Raw genomic sequence first — 14,470 nt, 5'->3', positions numbered from 1 at the left:
GGGCTCTGCAACGCAATTGGGACGGGCGCCAGTGTAGCGAATTCAAAGCGCGCGAGGGTACGACCAGCCGGCAACGTCCTCGGCCATCAACGGCAGCGCCGCCCACGGCCCCTGGATATGGGCACAGCCATTGGCCTTGAGCCACTGGGTTTGCTCAAGGGTTTCCACGCCTTCGGCGATCACCAGCACACCAAAATGCTCACACAGTTGGATGATGCTGCGCGCCATCGCCGCATCCCGCACCGAGCCAGGCAGGCGCGCCACCAGTTGAGGGTCGAGCTTGAGGGTGTCGAACGCCAAGTCGCGCAAATGGGCCAGGGAGCACTGGCCGCAGCCAAAATCGTCCAGGGCAATCCGCACCCCGATCCGGCGCAGTAACTGGAGTTGCTTGGTGGACTCGGCGAGATTGCTCATCAAGCAGTCTTCGCCGATTTCCACCTCCAGTTGTCGCGCCTGTAACCCATGTCGCTCCAGCATCTGCTGCAGTTGGTTGGCCAGGTTGGGCATGTTGAACTGGCTGCTGCTCAGGCTCACGCTCAACACCAGTTCGGGGTCGAAGGTGGCTTGCCAGGCCTGGCGCTGGGCGGCGACTTGCTGGTAGATCCAGGCACTCAACTGGTTGATCAACCGCGCCTCTTCCAGCAGTGGCAAGAACAGGCCCGGCGGCACATCGCCGACGCTGGGATGCTGCCAGCGCAACAGCGCTTCGACGCCGCGCAAACGCCCGTCTTCCAGACAGACCTGAGGCTGGTACACCAAGGTGAAATCCTTGTTGGCGATGGCGGTACGTACACTGTCTTCCAGCATCAACCGCGAGCGGGCGCGGCCGTTCATTTCCTGGTCGTAGTAACGATACTGCTGACGGCCGGCGCGCTTGGCTTCGTACATGGCAATGTCCGCGGCCCGTAGCAGGCCGCTCAAGTCCGAGCCGCAATCCGGGAACGTCGCGATGCCAATACTGACCCCAAGCATCACCTCCAGACCATCGACCTGCTGGCACACCGATACCCGCTCGATGAGCTTTTCCGCGATCTTCGCGGCCTGCTCGGGAAACTCCAGCTCCAGCAACGCGGTGAATTCATCCCCGCCCATGCGCCCGAGAATGTCGTAGGAACGCAGGCATGCTTGCATCTGCTCCGAAACCCAACGCAGCACGCGATCCCCGGCGTCATGGCCCAGCGTATCGTTGACCCGCTTGAAACCATCCAGGTCCAGGTACAGCAATACCAGCGCCTGCTCGCTACGTTCGCTGCGCAGCAACGTATTCTCCATCGCCTGATGGAAACCGCGCCGGTTCAGCAGCCCGGTCAGCGGGTCGGTCACGGCCTGGAATTCCAGTTGCTGATGCAGGTGACGCACTTCAGACATGTCCAGCACCGTCACCACCATTGCCTTCTGCTCCGCAGGCAAAGGCGCGCAGGACAACGCTACCGGCACCTGCTGGCCCCGACCGGTGCGCAAAATGGCATCGTGTTGGCGCCACGTCTCGCCCCTGCGATACGCCTCGTACATGGGAAAGCCCAACCAGGCTGGCACATGGGGCTTTTGCAGGAAACTGAGGAAACTTTCGCCCTGCAACTCAGCCATCGTTGCATTCAACAGCCGGGAAATGGCCGGGTTGGCATACTCGATCACACTGTTTTCGCTCACCACCAGAATGCCCTCGGCGGCGTTATCCAGCACCGAGGCATTAAAAGCGCGGGCCAATTCCAGGTCATGGCTCAGGCGCTGCAAGGCACGGCGATTGCGCTGGTGTTCGAGCAACGCCTGCACCTTGGGCTTGAGGATGTGCGAGTCAAAGGGCTTGAACAGGTAGTCGATCGCCCCACTGGCGTAGCCTTCCAGCACCGCGTCGGGCGAATGGGCGGTGGCCGTCAGAAAGATAATCGGCGTCATGCGCGTACGCTGGCTGCCACGCATCAGGCGCGCCACCTCGAAACCGTCCATGCCCGGCATGCGCACGTCCAGCAGCACCAGGTCGACCTCGTGGGCCAGCAGTAACTCCAAGGCTTCCAGGCCAGACGCGGCGGTTATTACCCGCCAGTCGTCACGCTGCAACAGCGCACGCATGCTGACGAGGTTTTCCGGGTAGTCATCGACCACCAACAGAACCGAAATTGCATCGTCGTGTTGTGGAGCGCCATCCATGCTACGTCTCTTCCTTAGGGAGCTGCACCGGTCACTTTTGCTACCAAGGCCGGATAAACACTGAGGGCTCACTCTAGCCGCGCGGCCAAAAAAGCAGAAGTGACGTGGGTGCCCTCATTGTGCCAAAGGCCAGGAAGCCGACTAACGGTAAGGCCCTGTAGCCCGCGGTTCACGGGCAACATGGCTTTTTGACATTTAGCTGACGCCAATAAATTGCCAGCAATTGTTTAACAATCTCACCCGCACCGCCTATAAAGAACCTGGAAGGCCCTTTGGGCCAATGCCTACACCCTCTGTAAAAAGGCCAACACCATGATCGACCTTTCCACCTGGAACCTGAGCATTCCGGTCGGCTCCCCACCCACGACCATTGAAACGCCAAGGCTGCTGAGCGGCTTCAACGATCAATACTTCCAGGCCGAAGGCAGCGACGTGCAGTTCTGGACACCTGTGACGGGCTCGCGCACCGAAAACGCCATCTACCCACGCAGCGAACTGCGCGAAACCTACGCCGACGGCCGCCTGCGTAACTGGACCTACCCCGAGGCCGACAACTTCCTGCGCGCCACCCTCACCGTCAACCAGGTGCCCTCCTCCGGCAAGATCGTGATCGGCCAGATCCACGCCTACGACAGCCAGAAACCGTTGATCAAGCTGGAGTACCAATTCAAGGAGAAAACCCAGACCGGCAACATCGTCGCCAAAGTGCGCATGCGCCCGGACGAGGCCGAAAGCCAGGTGATCATCGTCGCCTCCAATGTGCCACTGCAGAAGAGCTTCACCTACGTGATCAACCTCAACAAAGCCGGGCTGCTGAGCGTGTATGCCGCTGACAGTGAGTGGAATGAACGGATTGGCGCGGCCTGGGGCGACAAGCCGTTGTACTTCAAGGCGGGGGTGTATGTGCAGGACAATACGGGCGACACCAATGAGGGTGCGCGGGTGACGTTTGCGAAATTGGATATTGATCACGAGTGAATCGCCCCGTGATGCACAGGATTTTTCCCAGATAAACCCAAAGTCTTAAACACACCGTTGCACCCTGTGGGAGCCGGGCTTGCCCGCGATGGCGGCGTATCAGCCAATATCCTCGGCGCCTGACACACTGCCATCGCGGGCAAGCCCGGCTCCCACATTGACCGTGCGTCGGCTCAAGGTCCGGGGTGGATGCTACAGCACCGTTGCGACAAGCCAAAGAACACCGTGGTTTCGGCGCTTCATCTGCAAGTTGATTAAATGGTGTCCATAAAAAAGCCCGCATCGCTGCGGGCTTTTATTAACACTTGAGGCTCAGTTCACCTTAGCGTTCAACTCACCTTTCAAATACCGCTGGTACATCGCTTCCAACGAGATCGGCTTGATCTTCGAAGCATTACCCGCAGTACCAAAGGCTTCATAACGCGCAATACACACATCACGCATCGCCGTCACAGTGGCGCCGAAGAATTTACGTGGGTCGAACTCGCTCGGGTTGGTCGCCATCAGGCGACGCATCGCACCGGTGGATGCCAGGCGCAGGTCGGTGTCGATGTTGACCTTGCGCACGCCGTACTTGATGCCTTCGACAATTTCTTCAACCGGTACGCCGTAGGTTTCTTTGATGTCGCCGCCGTACTGGTTGATGATCGCCAGCCACTCTTGCGGTACCGAGGAAGAACCGTGCATCACCAGGTGGGTGTTAGGGATGCGCTTATGGATTTCCTTGATGCGGTCGATGGCCAGCACGTCGCCAGTAGGTGGCTTGGTGAACTTGTAGGCGCCGTGGCTGGTGCCAATGGCGATAGCCAGGGCGTCGACCTGGGTCTTCTTGACGAAGTCGGCGGCTTCTTCCGGGTCGGTCAGCATCTGGCTATGGTCCAGCACGCCTTCGGCGCCGATGCCGTCTTCTTCGCCGGCCATGCCAGTTTCAAGCGAACCCAGGCAGCCCAGCTCGCCTTCAACCGAAACGCCGCAGGCGTGCGCCATGGCCACGGTTTGTTGGGTGACGCGTACGTTGTATTCGTAGTCGGTTGGGGTTTTGCCGTCTTCGCCGAGGGAACCGTCCATCATCACCGAGCTGAAGCCCAGTTGGATCGAGCGCTGGCACACGTCAGGGCTGGTGCCGTGGTCCTGGTGCATGCACACCGGGATGTGCGGGAATTCTTCGATGGCGGCGAGGATCAGGTGACGCAGGAACGGGGCGCCAGCGTATTTGCGCGCACCGGCCGAAGCCTGGACGATCACTGGAGAGTCGGTCTTGTCAGCGGCTTCCATGATGGCGCGCATCTGCTCAAGGTTGTTGACGTTAAAGGCTGGGACGCCGTAGCCGAACTCGGCTGCGTGGTCCAGCATTTGACGCATGCTGATAAGTGCCATTGTGTTGTCTCTCCCGGTCGAGGGTCGTTAATCGTGCAAGCCTGCCGTAGCGGCGGCTGCTATTCAAGTTATTGCAGATCAAGGGGTTGAGCTTGAGCTGCTGAATCGTTATTGCTGCTGGGTTCAGTTGGCTTTGCAGCCGCGCCCAATCAAATCATCCGTCGCTACCCAGTACACCAGGCCTTCCTCACCTTTGGTGTGAAACGCCAACTGGTCGTCGCTGTACAGCACGCCGGAGGCGGCTACCTCTTGCTTGAGACGGTAAACCTGGTCCGAACCGCCGAGGCGTACATCCACTTCGGAGCGGGCCTGGTTGGCAAAGCGCCAGTTGACCTCGGCTTTGCTGTCGCAGGTCCAGGTGGTCCATTTGTCGGCTGGCTCTGCCTTGTCGAACAGGTTCATGCTACTGCAGCCGGCCAACAGGGCCAGGGCTGCCAGGGCGAAAACGCCTTTCATTGCCAATCCTCGCAGGGCGACCTGGGGCCGCCGTTGCTATCGGTTAGTGGATCAGACCCGTCATGGGCAACCCTGTTCCTGACCGTTGGGCGCGGAGTCGTATTTCTCCAGCCGTTCGTTGCCGATGCGCTTGTTGATCACCGGCATGGTCTCGGCTTGCCAGTCAGCCTGGTAACAGCTTTTTCTCAACGGTGCCTTGGCGTTATCCGCCTCGGGCGCCGCGCTGGGTGTGCTGCCGCAGCCGGCCAACAGGCCCGCTGCGATCACCAGTGCCAACGACTTGATCATGGGAACGCTCCTTTTCCTGATCACGCGAGCCTTAACCTTTGGCTCGGGTTTCCAGCACTTCCACAGCGGGCAACACCTTGCCCTCGACGAACTCGAGGAAAGCGCCGCCACCGGTAGAAATGTAGGAGATCTGATCAGCCACACCATATTTATCGATAGCCGCCAGGGTATCGCCACCGCCAGCGATGGAGAACGCCGAGCTTTCAGCGATCGCGTTAGCCAGCACTTTGGTGCCGTTGCCAAATTGGTCGAACTCGAATACGCCCACCGGGCCATTCCACAGGATAGTCTGGGATGCCTTGAGCAGCTCGGCGAAGTTGGCCGCCGTTTGCGGGCCGATGTCCAGGATCATGTCGTCGTCGGCCACGTCAGCGATAAGCTTGACGGTCGCCGCGGCGCTTTCCGCGAATTCCTTGGCAACCACCACGTCCACCGGCAACGGCACGCTGACCTTTGCAGCGATGGCGCGGGCGGTGTCGAGCAGGTCTGGCTCGTACAGGGATTTGCCCACCGGGTGGCCGGCAGCGGCCAGGAAGGTATTGGCAATGCCGCCGCCGACGATCAGTTGGTTGCAGATCTGGCTCAGGCTGTTGAGCACGTCCAGCTTGGTGGAGACCTTGGAGCCGGCAACAATGGCCGCCATCGGTTGGGCCGGAGCGCCCAGGGCCTTGCCCAGCGCATCCAGCTCGGCAGCCAACAACGGGCCTGCCGCGGCGACCTTGGCGAACTTGGCCACGCCGTGGGTCGAACCTTCGGCGCGGTGGGCGGTGCCGAACGCGTCCATCACAAACACGTCGCACAGGGCGGCGTATTGCTGGGCCAGTTCGTCGCTGTTCTTTTTCTCGCCCTTGTTGAAGCGCACGTTTTCGAACAACACGATATCGCCGGCTTTCACGTCCACGCCGCCCAGGTAGTCTGCGACCAATGGCACGTCACGGCCCAGGGCCTTGCTCAGGTATTCGGCGACCGGCTTGAGGCTGTTTTCGGCGGAGAACTCACCTTCGGTCGGGCGACCCAGGTGGGAGCAGACCATCACGGCCGCGCCTTTTTCCAGGGCCAGCTTGATGGTCGGCAGCGAGGCCAGGATTCGCGCATCGCTGGTGACAACACCGTCCTTGACGGGGACGTTGAGGTCTTCGCGGATCAGTACGCGCTTACCTTGCAGATCGAGGTCGGTCATCTTCAACACGGTCATGGGTCGCAGTTCCTGAATTACTGTTGAGGTTGTTTAGAAGCGATGTGCAGATAGTGTTCGGCAACATCCAGCATGCGGTTGGCAAAGCCCCATTCGTTGTCGAACCAGGCCAGGATGTTCACCAGCCTGGGGCCGGAAACGCGGGTCTGGCTGGCATCGACAATCGCCGAATGCGGGTCATGGTTGAAATCGCAACTGGCGTGGGGCAACTCGGTGTAGGCCAGCAGACCTTTGAGCGGGCCGCTGGTGGCGGCGTCGCGCAGGATTCGGTTGACCTCGGCCGCGTCAGTGTCACTGACGGTTTGCATGGTGATATCCAGGCAAGACACATTCACCGTCGGCACGCGTACGGCTTTGGCCTGGATTCGCCCGGCAAGTTCCGGCAGCAGTCGCTCGATGCCGCGCGCCAGGCCGGTGGACACCGGAATCACTGACTGAAACGCCGAACGCGTGCGGCGCAGGTCTTCGTGGTGATAGGCGTCGATGACCGGCTGGTCGTTCATCGCCGAGTGAATCGTGGTGATCGACACGTAATCCAGGCCGATCGCCTGGTCCAGCAGGCGTAACAACGGCACGCTGCAGTTGGTGGTACATGACGCGTTGGACACCAGCAGCTCATCGCCGCTCAGGCAATCCTGGTTGATGCCGTAGACGATGGTCGCGTCGACATCCGCCTCGCTGGCCATCGGCTGGGAAAACAGCACACGCGGTGCGCCGGCGTCGAGAAAACGCTGGCCATCGGCACGGGTGTGATAAACACCGGAGCATTCCAGCACCAGGTCGACGCCCAGTGCTTTCCAGTCGATGCCTTCGGGGGTGGCACTGCGCAACACTTGCACGCAGTTGCCATTGATATGCAGACAATCGCCTTCAACCCGCACTTCGCCAGGGAAGCGGCCGTGGGTGGAGTCAAAGCGTGTCAGGTATTCGATGCTGGCCATGTCGGCCAAATCATTGATCGCGACAATTTCAAACCCGGCCGCCGCCCCTCGCTCGAACAGAGCACGCAAGACGCAACGACCAATGCGGCCGTAGCCGTTGAGTGCAACTTTGTAGGGACGCGGTTGGGGCATGGGGTTCTCGATCAAGGTTAGTTCAGTGATGAATGTACTGGCGCCATCGCGGGCAAGCCCGCTCCCACAGTGGACCGTGATCCAAATGTGGGAGCGGGCTTGCCCGCGATGGCGCCAGTACAGACAACGCAGACTGACTTAGTCTTCCAGCAACTCTTCAGCCTGACCCAGGATGTTTTCCAGGGTGAAACCGAACTCTTCGAACAACGCTGGCGCCGGTGCCGACTCACCGTAGGTGGTCATGCCGATCACACGGCCTTCCAGGCCCACGTACTTGTACCAGTAGTCGGCGTGAGCCGCTTCGATGGCGATACGCGCACTGACCTGCAACGGCAACACCGATTGCTTGTAGCCGGCGTCCTGGGCTTCGAACACGCTGGTGCACGGCATGGATACAACGCGAACGTTGCGGCCTTGCTCGGTCAGCTTGTCGTACGCCTGAACGGTCAGGCCCACTTCGGAACCGGTGGAGATCAGGATCAGCTCCGGCTCGCCGATGCAGTCCTTGAGCACATAACCGCCACGGCTGATGTCGGCGATCTGCGCGTCGGTACGCACCTGGTGCTGCAGGTTCTGACGCGAGAAGATCAGCGCCGAAGGGCCGTCCTTGCGCTCGATGGCGTGCTTCCAGGCCACGGCGGATTCCACGGCGTCGGCCGGGCGCCAGCAATCCAGGTTCGGCGTAGTGCGCAGGCTGGTCAGTTGCTCGACCGGCTGGTGCGTCGGGCCGTCTTCGCCCAGGCCGATGGAGTCGTGGGTGTAGACGTGGATCACGCGCTTCTTCATCAGCGCCGCCATACGTACGGCGTTACGTGCGTATTCCATGAACATCAGGAAGGTCGCGCCGTATGGCACCAGGCCGCCGTGCAGGGACACGCCGTTCATGATGGCGCTCATGCCGAACTCGCGCACGCCGTAGTACATGTAGTTGCCGCTGGCGTCTTCGGCCGAGACACCTTTGCAACCCTTCCACAGGGTCAGGTTGGAACCGGCCAGGTCAGCCGAACCGCCGAGGAACTCAGGCAGCAACGGGCCAAAGGCGTTCAGGGTGTTCTGGCTGGCTTTACGGCTGGCGATGGTCTCGCCCTTGGCCGCGACTTCAGCGATGTAGGCCGAGGCCTTTTCCGAGAAGTCGGCAGGCAGGTCACCGGCCAGGCGGCGTACCAGCTCGTTGGCCAATTCAGGGAATTCGGCGGAGTACGCAGCGAAACGCTGGTCCCACTCGGATTCAGCCGCCAGGCCTTTTTCCTTGGCATCCCATTCGGCGTAGATGTCGGCCGGGATTTCGAACGGGCCGTGGTTCCACTTCAGCGCTTCGCGGGTCAGGGCGATTTCCGCGTCACCCAGTGGGGCGCCGTGGCAGTCTTCTTTACCTTGCTTGTTCGGCGAGCCGAAACCGATGGTGGTCTTGCAGCAGATCAGGGTTGGTTGCGCGCTCTTGCGAGCGGTGTCGATGGCCGTCTTGATCTCTTCCGGATCGTGGCCGTCGACGTTGCGGATCACTTGCCAGTTGTAGGCTTCGAAACGCTTGGGCGTGTCGTCGGTGAACCAGCCTTCGACTTCGCCGTCGATGGAGATGCCGTTGTCATCGTAGAAGGCAATCAGCTTGCCCAGGCCCAGGGTACCGGCCAGGGAGGCGACTTCATGGGAAATGCCTTCCATCATGCAGCCATCACCCAGGAATACATAGGTGTGGTGGTCAACGATGTCGTGGCCAGGGCGGTTGAACTGCGCGCCCAGGACTTTTTCCGCCAGGGCGAAACCAACCGCATTGGCCAGGCCTTGGCCCAAGGGACCGGTGGTGGTCTCAACGCCCGGGGTGTAGCCGAATTCCGGGTGGCCCGGGGTGCGGCTGTGCAGCTGACGGAAGCTCTTGAGGTCGTCGATGGTGACATCGTAGCCGGTCAGGTGCAGCAGCGAATAAATCAGCATCGAGCCGTGGCCGTTGGACAGCACGAAGCGGTCACGGTCGGCGAACGACGGGTTGCTCGGGTTGTGTTTCAGGTAGTCACGCCAAAGTACCTCGGCGATATCCGCCATGCCCATCGGGGCACCGGGATGGCCGCTGTTGGCTTTTTGCACGGCATCCATGCTGAGGGCACGAATGGCGTTGGCACGCTCACGACGGCTGGGCATCGCTGATCTCCTGGAGTTTGCTGAAAAGAAACGGAAAAAAGGACCGGCATTTTCCCTCAGCCACCGCCTGCGGGCAATGACAGATAGTCACTTGAGGGCGTTTTTCCTGTGCTTTGGGCATCAATCCCTTGCAGAAACCTTTAACCGGTTCGTCTAAAGGTTATAGCGACGGCTTATAACCGCCACTTATCGTTCAATATCAAAACTTTTTGATATTGGCCTTGCGAGGATCTACACCCGTCACTAGACTGCTGGCCTTATGAACCTACCCGTGCCCTCCCTGCGTCCTGACGACGGCGATGAACTGGCTGCCTTGTGCAAGGCCGCTGGCGATCCGTTGCGCTTGAACGTACTGCGCGCACTGGCCAACGATTCTTTCGGGGTACTGGAGCTGGCGCAGATCTTTGCCATCGGCCAGTCCGGCATGAGCCACCATTTGAAGGTGCTGGCCCAGGCCGACCTGGTGGCCACCCGTCGCGAAGGTAATGCGATTTTCTACCGGCGTGCACTGCCCCATACCGAACTGCTTGGCGGCAAATTGCACGCTGCCCTGCTCGAAGAAGTGGATAACTTGTGCCTGCCCGGCGATGTGCAATCGCGTATCGGCCAGGTGCACGGGCAACGCGCCGCCGCCAGCCAGGATTTTTTCTCACGGGTGGCCGATAAGTTTCGCGCCCAGCAGGATCTGATCGCCGGCTTGGCCCAGTACCGCGAAAGCGTACTGGCGCTGCTGGACAAGCTGAGCTTCAGTGAAGAGGCCACGGCCTTGGAAGTCGGCCCTGGCGACGGCGGTTTCCTGCCCGAACTGGCGCGTCGCTTCGAGCAGGTCACCGCGCTGGATAACAGCCCGGCGATGCTTGAACTGGCGCGCCAACTCTGTGAGCGCGAAGCCTTGGGCAATGTGCGCCTACAGTTGGCCGACGCCCTGAGTGACACCGGCCTGCGAGCCGATTGCGTGGTGCTGAACATGGTCTTGCACCATTTCGCCGCACCGGCAGAAGCTCTCAAGCAAATGGCCGGGTTGCTGCACCCCGGCGGTAGCCTGCTGGTTACGGATTTATGCAGCCACAACCAGAATTGGGCCAAGGAGGCCTGCGGTGATCTCTGGCTGGGTTTTGAACAGGACGATCTGGCCCGTTGGGCCACCGCTGCGGGACTCGTTCCCGGGGAAAGCCTCTATGTAGGTTTACGTAATGGTTTCCAGATTCAGGTCCGCCATTTTCAGCGACCGGCTGGCGACACTCACCATCGGTAAATATCAGGAAAACATCGAGATGAGCGAATACTCCCTTTTCACCTCCGAGTCCGTGTCTGAAGGGCATCCGGACAAAATCGCCGACCAGATTTCTGACGCGGTGCTGGACGCTATCATCGCTGAAGACAAGTTCGCCCGTGTGGCGTGCGAGACGCTGGTGAAAACGGGCGTGGCGATCATCGCCGGCGAAGTTACCACCACTGCCTGGGTCGACCTGGAGCAGATCGTGCGTGACGTGATCACCGACATTGGCTACAACAGCTCCGACGTCGGCTTTGACGGCGCAACCTGCGGCGTGATGAACATCATCGGCAAGCAGTCCCCGGACATCAACCAGGGCGTTGACCGGGCCAAGCCTGAAGACCAGGGCGCCGGCGACCAGGGCCTGATGTTCGGCTACGCCAGCAACGAAACCGACGTACTGATGCCCGCGCCGATCACCTTTTCGCACCATCTGGTACAACGCCAGGCCGAGGCGCGTAAATCCGGCGTACTGCCATGGCTGCGCCCTGACGCCAAGTCCCAGGTGACCTGCCGCTACGAAGGCGGCAAAGTCGTGGGCATCGACGCCGTCGTACTGTCGACCCAGCACAACCCGGACGTGTCCTACGCCGACCTGCGTGAAGGCGTGATGGAACTGATCGTCAAGCATGTGTTGCCTGCCGAACTGCTGACCAAGGACACCCAGTTCCACATTAACCCGACCGGCCAGTTCATCATCGGTGGCCCCGTGGGCGACTGCGGCCTGACCGGCCGCAAGATCATCGTCGACAGCTACGGCGGCATGGCCCGTCACGGCGGTGGTGCATTCTCCGGCAAGGACCCTTCCAAGGTTGACCGCTCTGCGGCTTACGCCGGTCGTTATGTGGCCAAGAACATCGTGGCTGCCGGCCTGGCCGAGCGCTGCGAAATCCAGGTTTCCTACGCCATTGGCGTGGCCCAGCCTACGTCGATCTCGCTGAACACCTTCGGCACCGGCAAGATCAGCGATGACAAGATCGTCAAGCTGGTGCGTGAGATCTTCGACCTGCGCCCTTACGCAATCACCACCATGCTCGACCTGCTGCACCCGATGTACCAGGAAACCGCAGCCTACGGTCACTTCGGCCGCACCCCTGCGCAGAAGACTGTGGGTGATGACACCTTCAGCACCTTCACCTGGGAAAAAACCGACCGCGCCAACGACCTGCGTACCGCCGCCGGCCTGTAATCGTTCGCGGCAAATAGAGCCCCGCCAGGTCTGCCTGGCGGGGCTTTTTGTTGCCTGCAGGACCACTTCGGGCTTTTTTGGATCCAAGACTTGCAGGCCAAATGATGGCCCACTAGAATCCGCGCCCTCTCGGGCCCTTCACCTTATTTGGATATTGCACTGCGCCCGCCCGGGATGGATAAGCGCGCAGGCAATCGAACATTGAGGTTTTCATGCGCATTTCCACGCTCGCCCCTGCCGCCCTTCTGCTCAGCCTGTTCACCCTGTCGGCCCAGGCCGCTGACCTGAACGCTCTGAGCGGCGCCCTGAGTGCCCAGCTCGGTGGTGGCAATGCCGGCGACTGCCAGCAGCAACCCAAAGACCTGCAAGCCAAGATCGACGCGGCCAATGCCAAGAACGATCTGCTGAAAGTGCGGGCGTATGAGGCTGCGCTGGAGCAGGTCAACAAAGCTTGCAACAAACTCGCCGACAGCCAGGCAAAAGTAGACGCCAAGCAGCAAAAGCAGCAGGCCAAGGCGGAAAACAATGATGCTGTGAAGGCCTTGGGCGGCCTGTTCAAGTAAACAGAAATACCCGGTAAAAAGCCCCGCTCGGTCGGGGCTTTTTTGTGGGCGCGTGGATCACTTAGGCTGGGCCCCCTTTTCGAGCAAGGATGCTCACGATGCACGTATTACTGGCTGTTCTCATAAGCGCCGTACCCGCCTGGGCCTGGGCCGAAACCTGCCCCGATGACGTTCACTCACAGCTGGAAACTCTGTCCGGGCAAATCCAGCAGTGGGACGACAGCTACCATCGACAGGGCCAAGCCCTGATCAGCGATGAGCTCTACGACCAAGCCCGCAGACGCCTGGCGCATTGGCAGGAGTGCACCCGCGAGCAGACACCCAAGCCTGATAACCCGCTGGCCAGTGCGCGCGGTACCTTACCTCACCCGGTTGCGCACACGGGCCTGCAAAAGCTGCCGAGCGAGCCCGCCGTCAGTGACTGGCTCAGCACTCGACAGGATGTCTGGGTCCAACCCAAGGTCGATGGCGTTGCGGTGACACTGGTGTATCGCCAGGGCCGCTTGCATCAGCTCATCAGTCGGGGCGACGGCCTGCTGGGCCACGATTGGTCAGCCTCCGCCGCCAAGATCCCCGGCATCGTCCAACAGTTGCCCGACGCCGTTGATGTGGTGCTGCAAGGCGAACTCTATTGGCGCCTCAACCACCATGTGCAATCGCTCAAGGGCGGGCTCAATGCGCGCAGCAAAGTGGCTGGCCTGATGAACCGTCGTCAGTTGAGCGATGCCGAGGCTGCCGGGATCGGCCTGTTCATCTGGGCGTGGCCCGACGGCCCGACGGATTTCACCGAACACCTGGCCACTTTGGCGCGCTGGGGCTTCACCGATAGCCAACAGTACAGCCAACCCGTGGGCACCATCAGCGAAGCTGCGCATTGGCGCACGCACTGGTACAACGCACCACTACCCTTCGCCAGCGACGGCGTGGTGCTGCACCAGGGTGCGCGAGCGCCCGCCGAGCGCTGGCAAGCCAGTGCGCCCTACTGGTCGGTTGCCTGGAAGTACCCGGCTATCAAGGCACTGGCCCTGGTGCGCAAGGTCGAGTTCAGGGTCGGACGTACCGGGCGTATTACACCTATTCTCGAATTGGAGCCCGTACGGCTGGATGATCGGCAGATCAGCCGAGTGAGCGTCGGCTCCCTGAAACGCTGGCAAACCCTGGATATCCGCCCTGGCGATCATGTGTCGATCAGCCTGGCGGGCCAGGTCATACCGCGACTGGACAAGGTGATCCTGCGCAACGAGACACGCGTGGACATGCAGGTACCCGACCCTCAAGACTTTCATGCCTTGAGCTGCTGGCAACTGGACCCTGGCTGCGAAGACCAACTGCTCGCCCGCCTCACCTGGCTGAGCGGTAAACACGGCCTGGCCTTGCCCCACATGGGGCGCGAAACCTGGAACGTATTGATCCAGGCCGGTCTAATCGCAGGCTTTCTCGATTGGTTGACACTTGATGCGGCCGAGCTTGCTACCATTGAGGGCTTAGGCGAACGTACCCGTGCGCGGGTGCTCGACAGTATTCAAAGCGCCCGGCAACGCCCTTTTTCACTATGGCTCAAGGCCTTGGGCGTGCCGCCGGCGGCGCGCAACAACCTGGAAGGAGACTGGCAGACGCTGGTCGCCAAAGACACTCAAGCCTGGCTGGCCTCAGATGGCATCGGCCCGGGACGCGCGGCGCAACTCAGCGCTTTTTTTCGCGACCCGCAGGTACAAGCCTTGGCTGAAACATTACGCGGAGCCGGGATAGATGGGTTTTGATCCCCTCCGCCACCTGATTGCGAACCTGGAG

At 60.9% G+C, this 14,470-nt stretch carries 12 protein-coding genes; 5 read left to right on the top strand and 7 right to left on the bottom strand.

Annotated elements, in window-relative coordinates; translation table 11 throughout:
• Positions 1 to 42: 42 nt before the first annotated feature.
• Positions 43 to 2,148, bottom strand: a complete 2,106-nt coding sequence (locus GIV35_RS01760; protein WP_198714438.1) for a putative bifunctional diguanylate cyclase/phosphodiesterase — start codon at positions 2,146 to 2,148, stop codon at positions 43 to 45.
• A 312-nt stretch (positions 2,149 to 2,460) separates the two neighbouring features.
• Between GIV35_RS01760 and GIV35_RS01755 the strand changes: the two genes are divergently transcribed.
• Positions 2,461 to 3,126: a polysaccharide lyase family 7 protein gene (locus GIV35_RS01755; protein WP_003194947.1), complete on the top strand. Its 666-nt coding sequence runs from the start codon at positions 2,461 to 2,463 to the stop codon at positions 3,124 to 3,126.
• Positions 3,127 to 3,438: 312 nt separating this feature from the next.
• On the opposite strand, the gene fba is transcribed toward GIV35_RS01755, so the two are convergent.
• The 6 genes from fba to tkt all read right to left on the bottom strand — a co-directional run bounded on the left by fba (position 3,439) and on the right by tkt (position 9,651).
• Complete coding sequence (fba, locus tag GIV35_RS01750) at positions 3,439 to 4,503, bottom strand: class II fructose-bisphosphate aldolase (RefSeq protein ID WP_003177554.1); 1,065 nt, start codon at positions 4,501 to 4,503, stop codon at positions 3,439 to 3,441.
• Positions 4,504 to 4,626: 123 nt separating this feature from the next.
• Entirely contained in the window at positions 4,627 to 4,959 is a 333-nt protein-coding gene (locus GIV35_RS01745) for an MliC family protein (protein WP_105228813.1), read from the bottom strand.
• 60 nt (positions 4,960 to 5,019) lie between these two features.
• On the bottom strand, positions 5,020 to 5,247 hold the full coding sequence (locus GIV35_RS01740; protein ID WP_003194953.1) for a hypothetical protein: 228 nt from the start codon (positions 5,245 to 5,247) through the stop codon (positions 5,020 to 5,022).
• A gap of 31 nt (positions 5,248 to 5,278) precedes the next feature.
• Positions 5,279 to 6,442, bottom strand: a complete 1,164-nt coding sequence (locus GIV35_RS01735) for a phosphoglycerate kinase (protein ID WP_096143752.1) — start codon at positions 6,440 to 6,442, stop codon at positions 5,279 to 5,281.
• A 17-nt stretch (positions 6,443 to 6,459) separates the two neighbouring features.
• Positions 6,460 to 7,515, bottom strand: coding sequence for an erythrose-4-phosphate dehydrogenase (epd, locus tag GIV35_RS01730; protein ID WP_096143751.1), 1,056 nt, complete (start codon positions 7,513 to 7,515; stop codon positions 6,460 to 6,462).
• A gap of 138 nt (positions 7,516 to 7,653) precedes the next feature.
• Positions 7,654 to 9,651 (bottom strand): transketolase, encoded by a 1,998-nt coding sequence (gene tkt, locus GIV35_RS01725; RefSeq protein ID WP_019817446.1) that lies wholly within the window; start codon positions 9,649 to 9,651, stop codon positions 7,654 to 7,656.
• 259 nt (positions 9,652 to 9,910) lie between these two features.
• Between tkt and GIV35_RS01720 the strand changes: the two genes are divergently transcribed.
• The 4 genes from GIV35_RS01720 to ligB all read left to right on the top strand — a co-directional run bounded on the left by GIV35_RS01720 (position 9,911) and on the right by ligB (position 14,439).
• Positions 9,911 to 10,906, top strand: a complete 996-nt coding sequence (locus GIV35_RS01720; protein WP_054899040.1) for an ArsR/SmtB family transcription factor — start codon at positions 9,911 to 9,913, stop codon at positions 10,904 to 10,906.
• Positions 10,907 to 10,925: 19 nt separating this feature from the next.
• Positions 10,926 to 12,116, top strand: a complete 1,191-nt coding sequence (gene metK, locus GIV35_RS01715; RefSeq protein WP_236264085.1) for a methionine adenosyltransferase — start codon at positions 10,926 to 10,928, stop codon at positions 12,114 to 12,116.
• 212 nt (positions 12,117 to 12,328) lie between these two features.
• Entirely contained in the window at positions 12,329 to 12,679 is a 351-nt protein-coding gene (locus GIV35_RS01710; RefSeq protein ID WP_014720281.1) for a DUF1090 family protein, read from the top strand.
• Between the two features lie 98 nt (positions 12,680 to 12,777).
• Positions 12,778 to 14,439: an NAD-dependent DNA ligase LigB gene (gene ligB / locus GIV35_RS01705; protein ID WP_105228814.1), complete on the top strand. Its 1,662-nt coding sequence runs from the start codon at positions 12,778 to 12,780 to the stop codon at positions 14,437 to 14,439.
• Positions 14,440 to 14,470: the final 31 nt, after the last annotated feature.

The sequence above is a fragment of the Pseudomonas sp. PA-1-6B genome (assembly GCF_021609545.1).
In the GTDB taxonomy this organism is placed as follows: Bacteria; Pseudomonadota; Gammaproteobacteria; order Pseudomonadales; family Pseudomonadaceae; genus Aquipseudomonas; species Aquipseudomonas fluorescens_BV.
This window is presented reverse-complemented; position numbering and strand designations above follow the sequence as displayed.

Coding starts and splice junctions, on each gene's coding strand:
- GIV35_RS01760 (WP_198714438.1), bottom strand. CDS start 2,148: ATGGATGGCGCTCCACAACACGACGATGCAATTTCGGTTCTGTTGGTG.
- GIV35_RS01755 (WP_003194947.1), top strand. CDS start 2,461: ATGATCGACCTTTCCACCTGGAACCTGAGCATTCCGGTCGGCTCCCCA.
- fba (WP_003177554.1), bottom strand. CDS start 4,503: ATGGCACTTATCAGCATGCGTCAAATGCTGGACCACGCAGCCGAGTTC.
- GIV35_RS01745 (WP_105228813.1), bottom strand. CDS start 4,959: ATGAAAGGCGTTTTCGCCCTGGCAGCCCTGGCCCTGTTGGCCGGCTGC.
- GIV35_RS01740 (WP_003194953.1), bottom strand. CDS start 5,247: ATGATCAAGTCGTTGGCACTGGTGATCGCAGCGGGCCTGTTGGCCGGC.
- GIV35_RS01735 (WP_096143752.1), bottom strand. CDS start 6,442: ATGACCGTGTTGAAGATGACCGACCTCGATCTGCAAGGTAAGCGCGTA.
- epd (WP_096143751.1), bottom strand. CDS start 7,515: ATGCCCCAACCGCGTCCCTACAAAGTTGCACTCAACGGCTACGGCCGC.
- tkt (WP_019817446.1), bottom strand. CDS start 9,651: ATGCCCAGCCGTCGTGAGCGTGCCAACGCCATTCGTGCCCTCAGCATG.
- GIV35_RS01720 (WP_054899040.1), top strand. CDS start 9,911: ATGAACCTACCCGTGCCCTCCCTGCGTCCTGACGACGGCGATGAACTG.
- metK (WP_236264085.1), top strand. CDS start 10,926: ATGAGCGAATACTCCCTTTTCACCTCCGAGTCCGTGTCTGAAGGGCAT.
- GIV35_RS01710 (WP_014720281.1), top strand. CDS start 12,329: ATGCGCATTTCCACGCTCGCCCCTGCCGCCCTTCTGCTCAGCCTGTTC.
- ligB (WP_105228814.1), top strand. CDS start 12,778: ATGCACGTATTACTGGCTGTTCTCATAAGCGCCGTACCCGCCTGGGCC.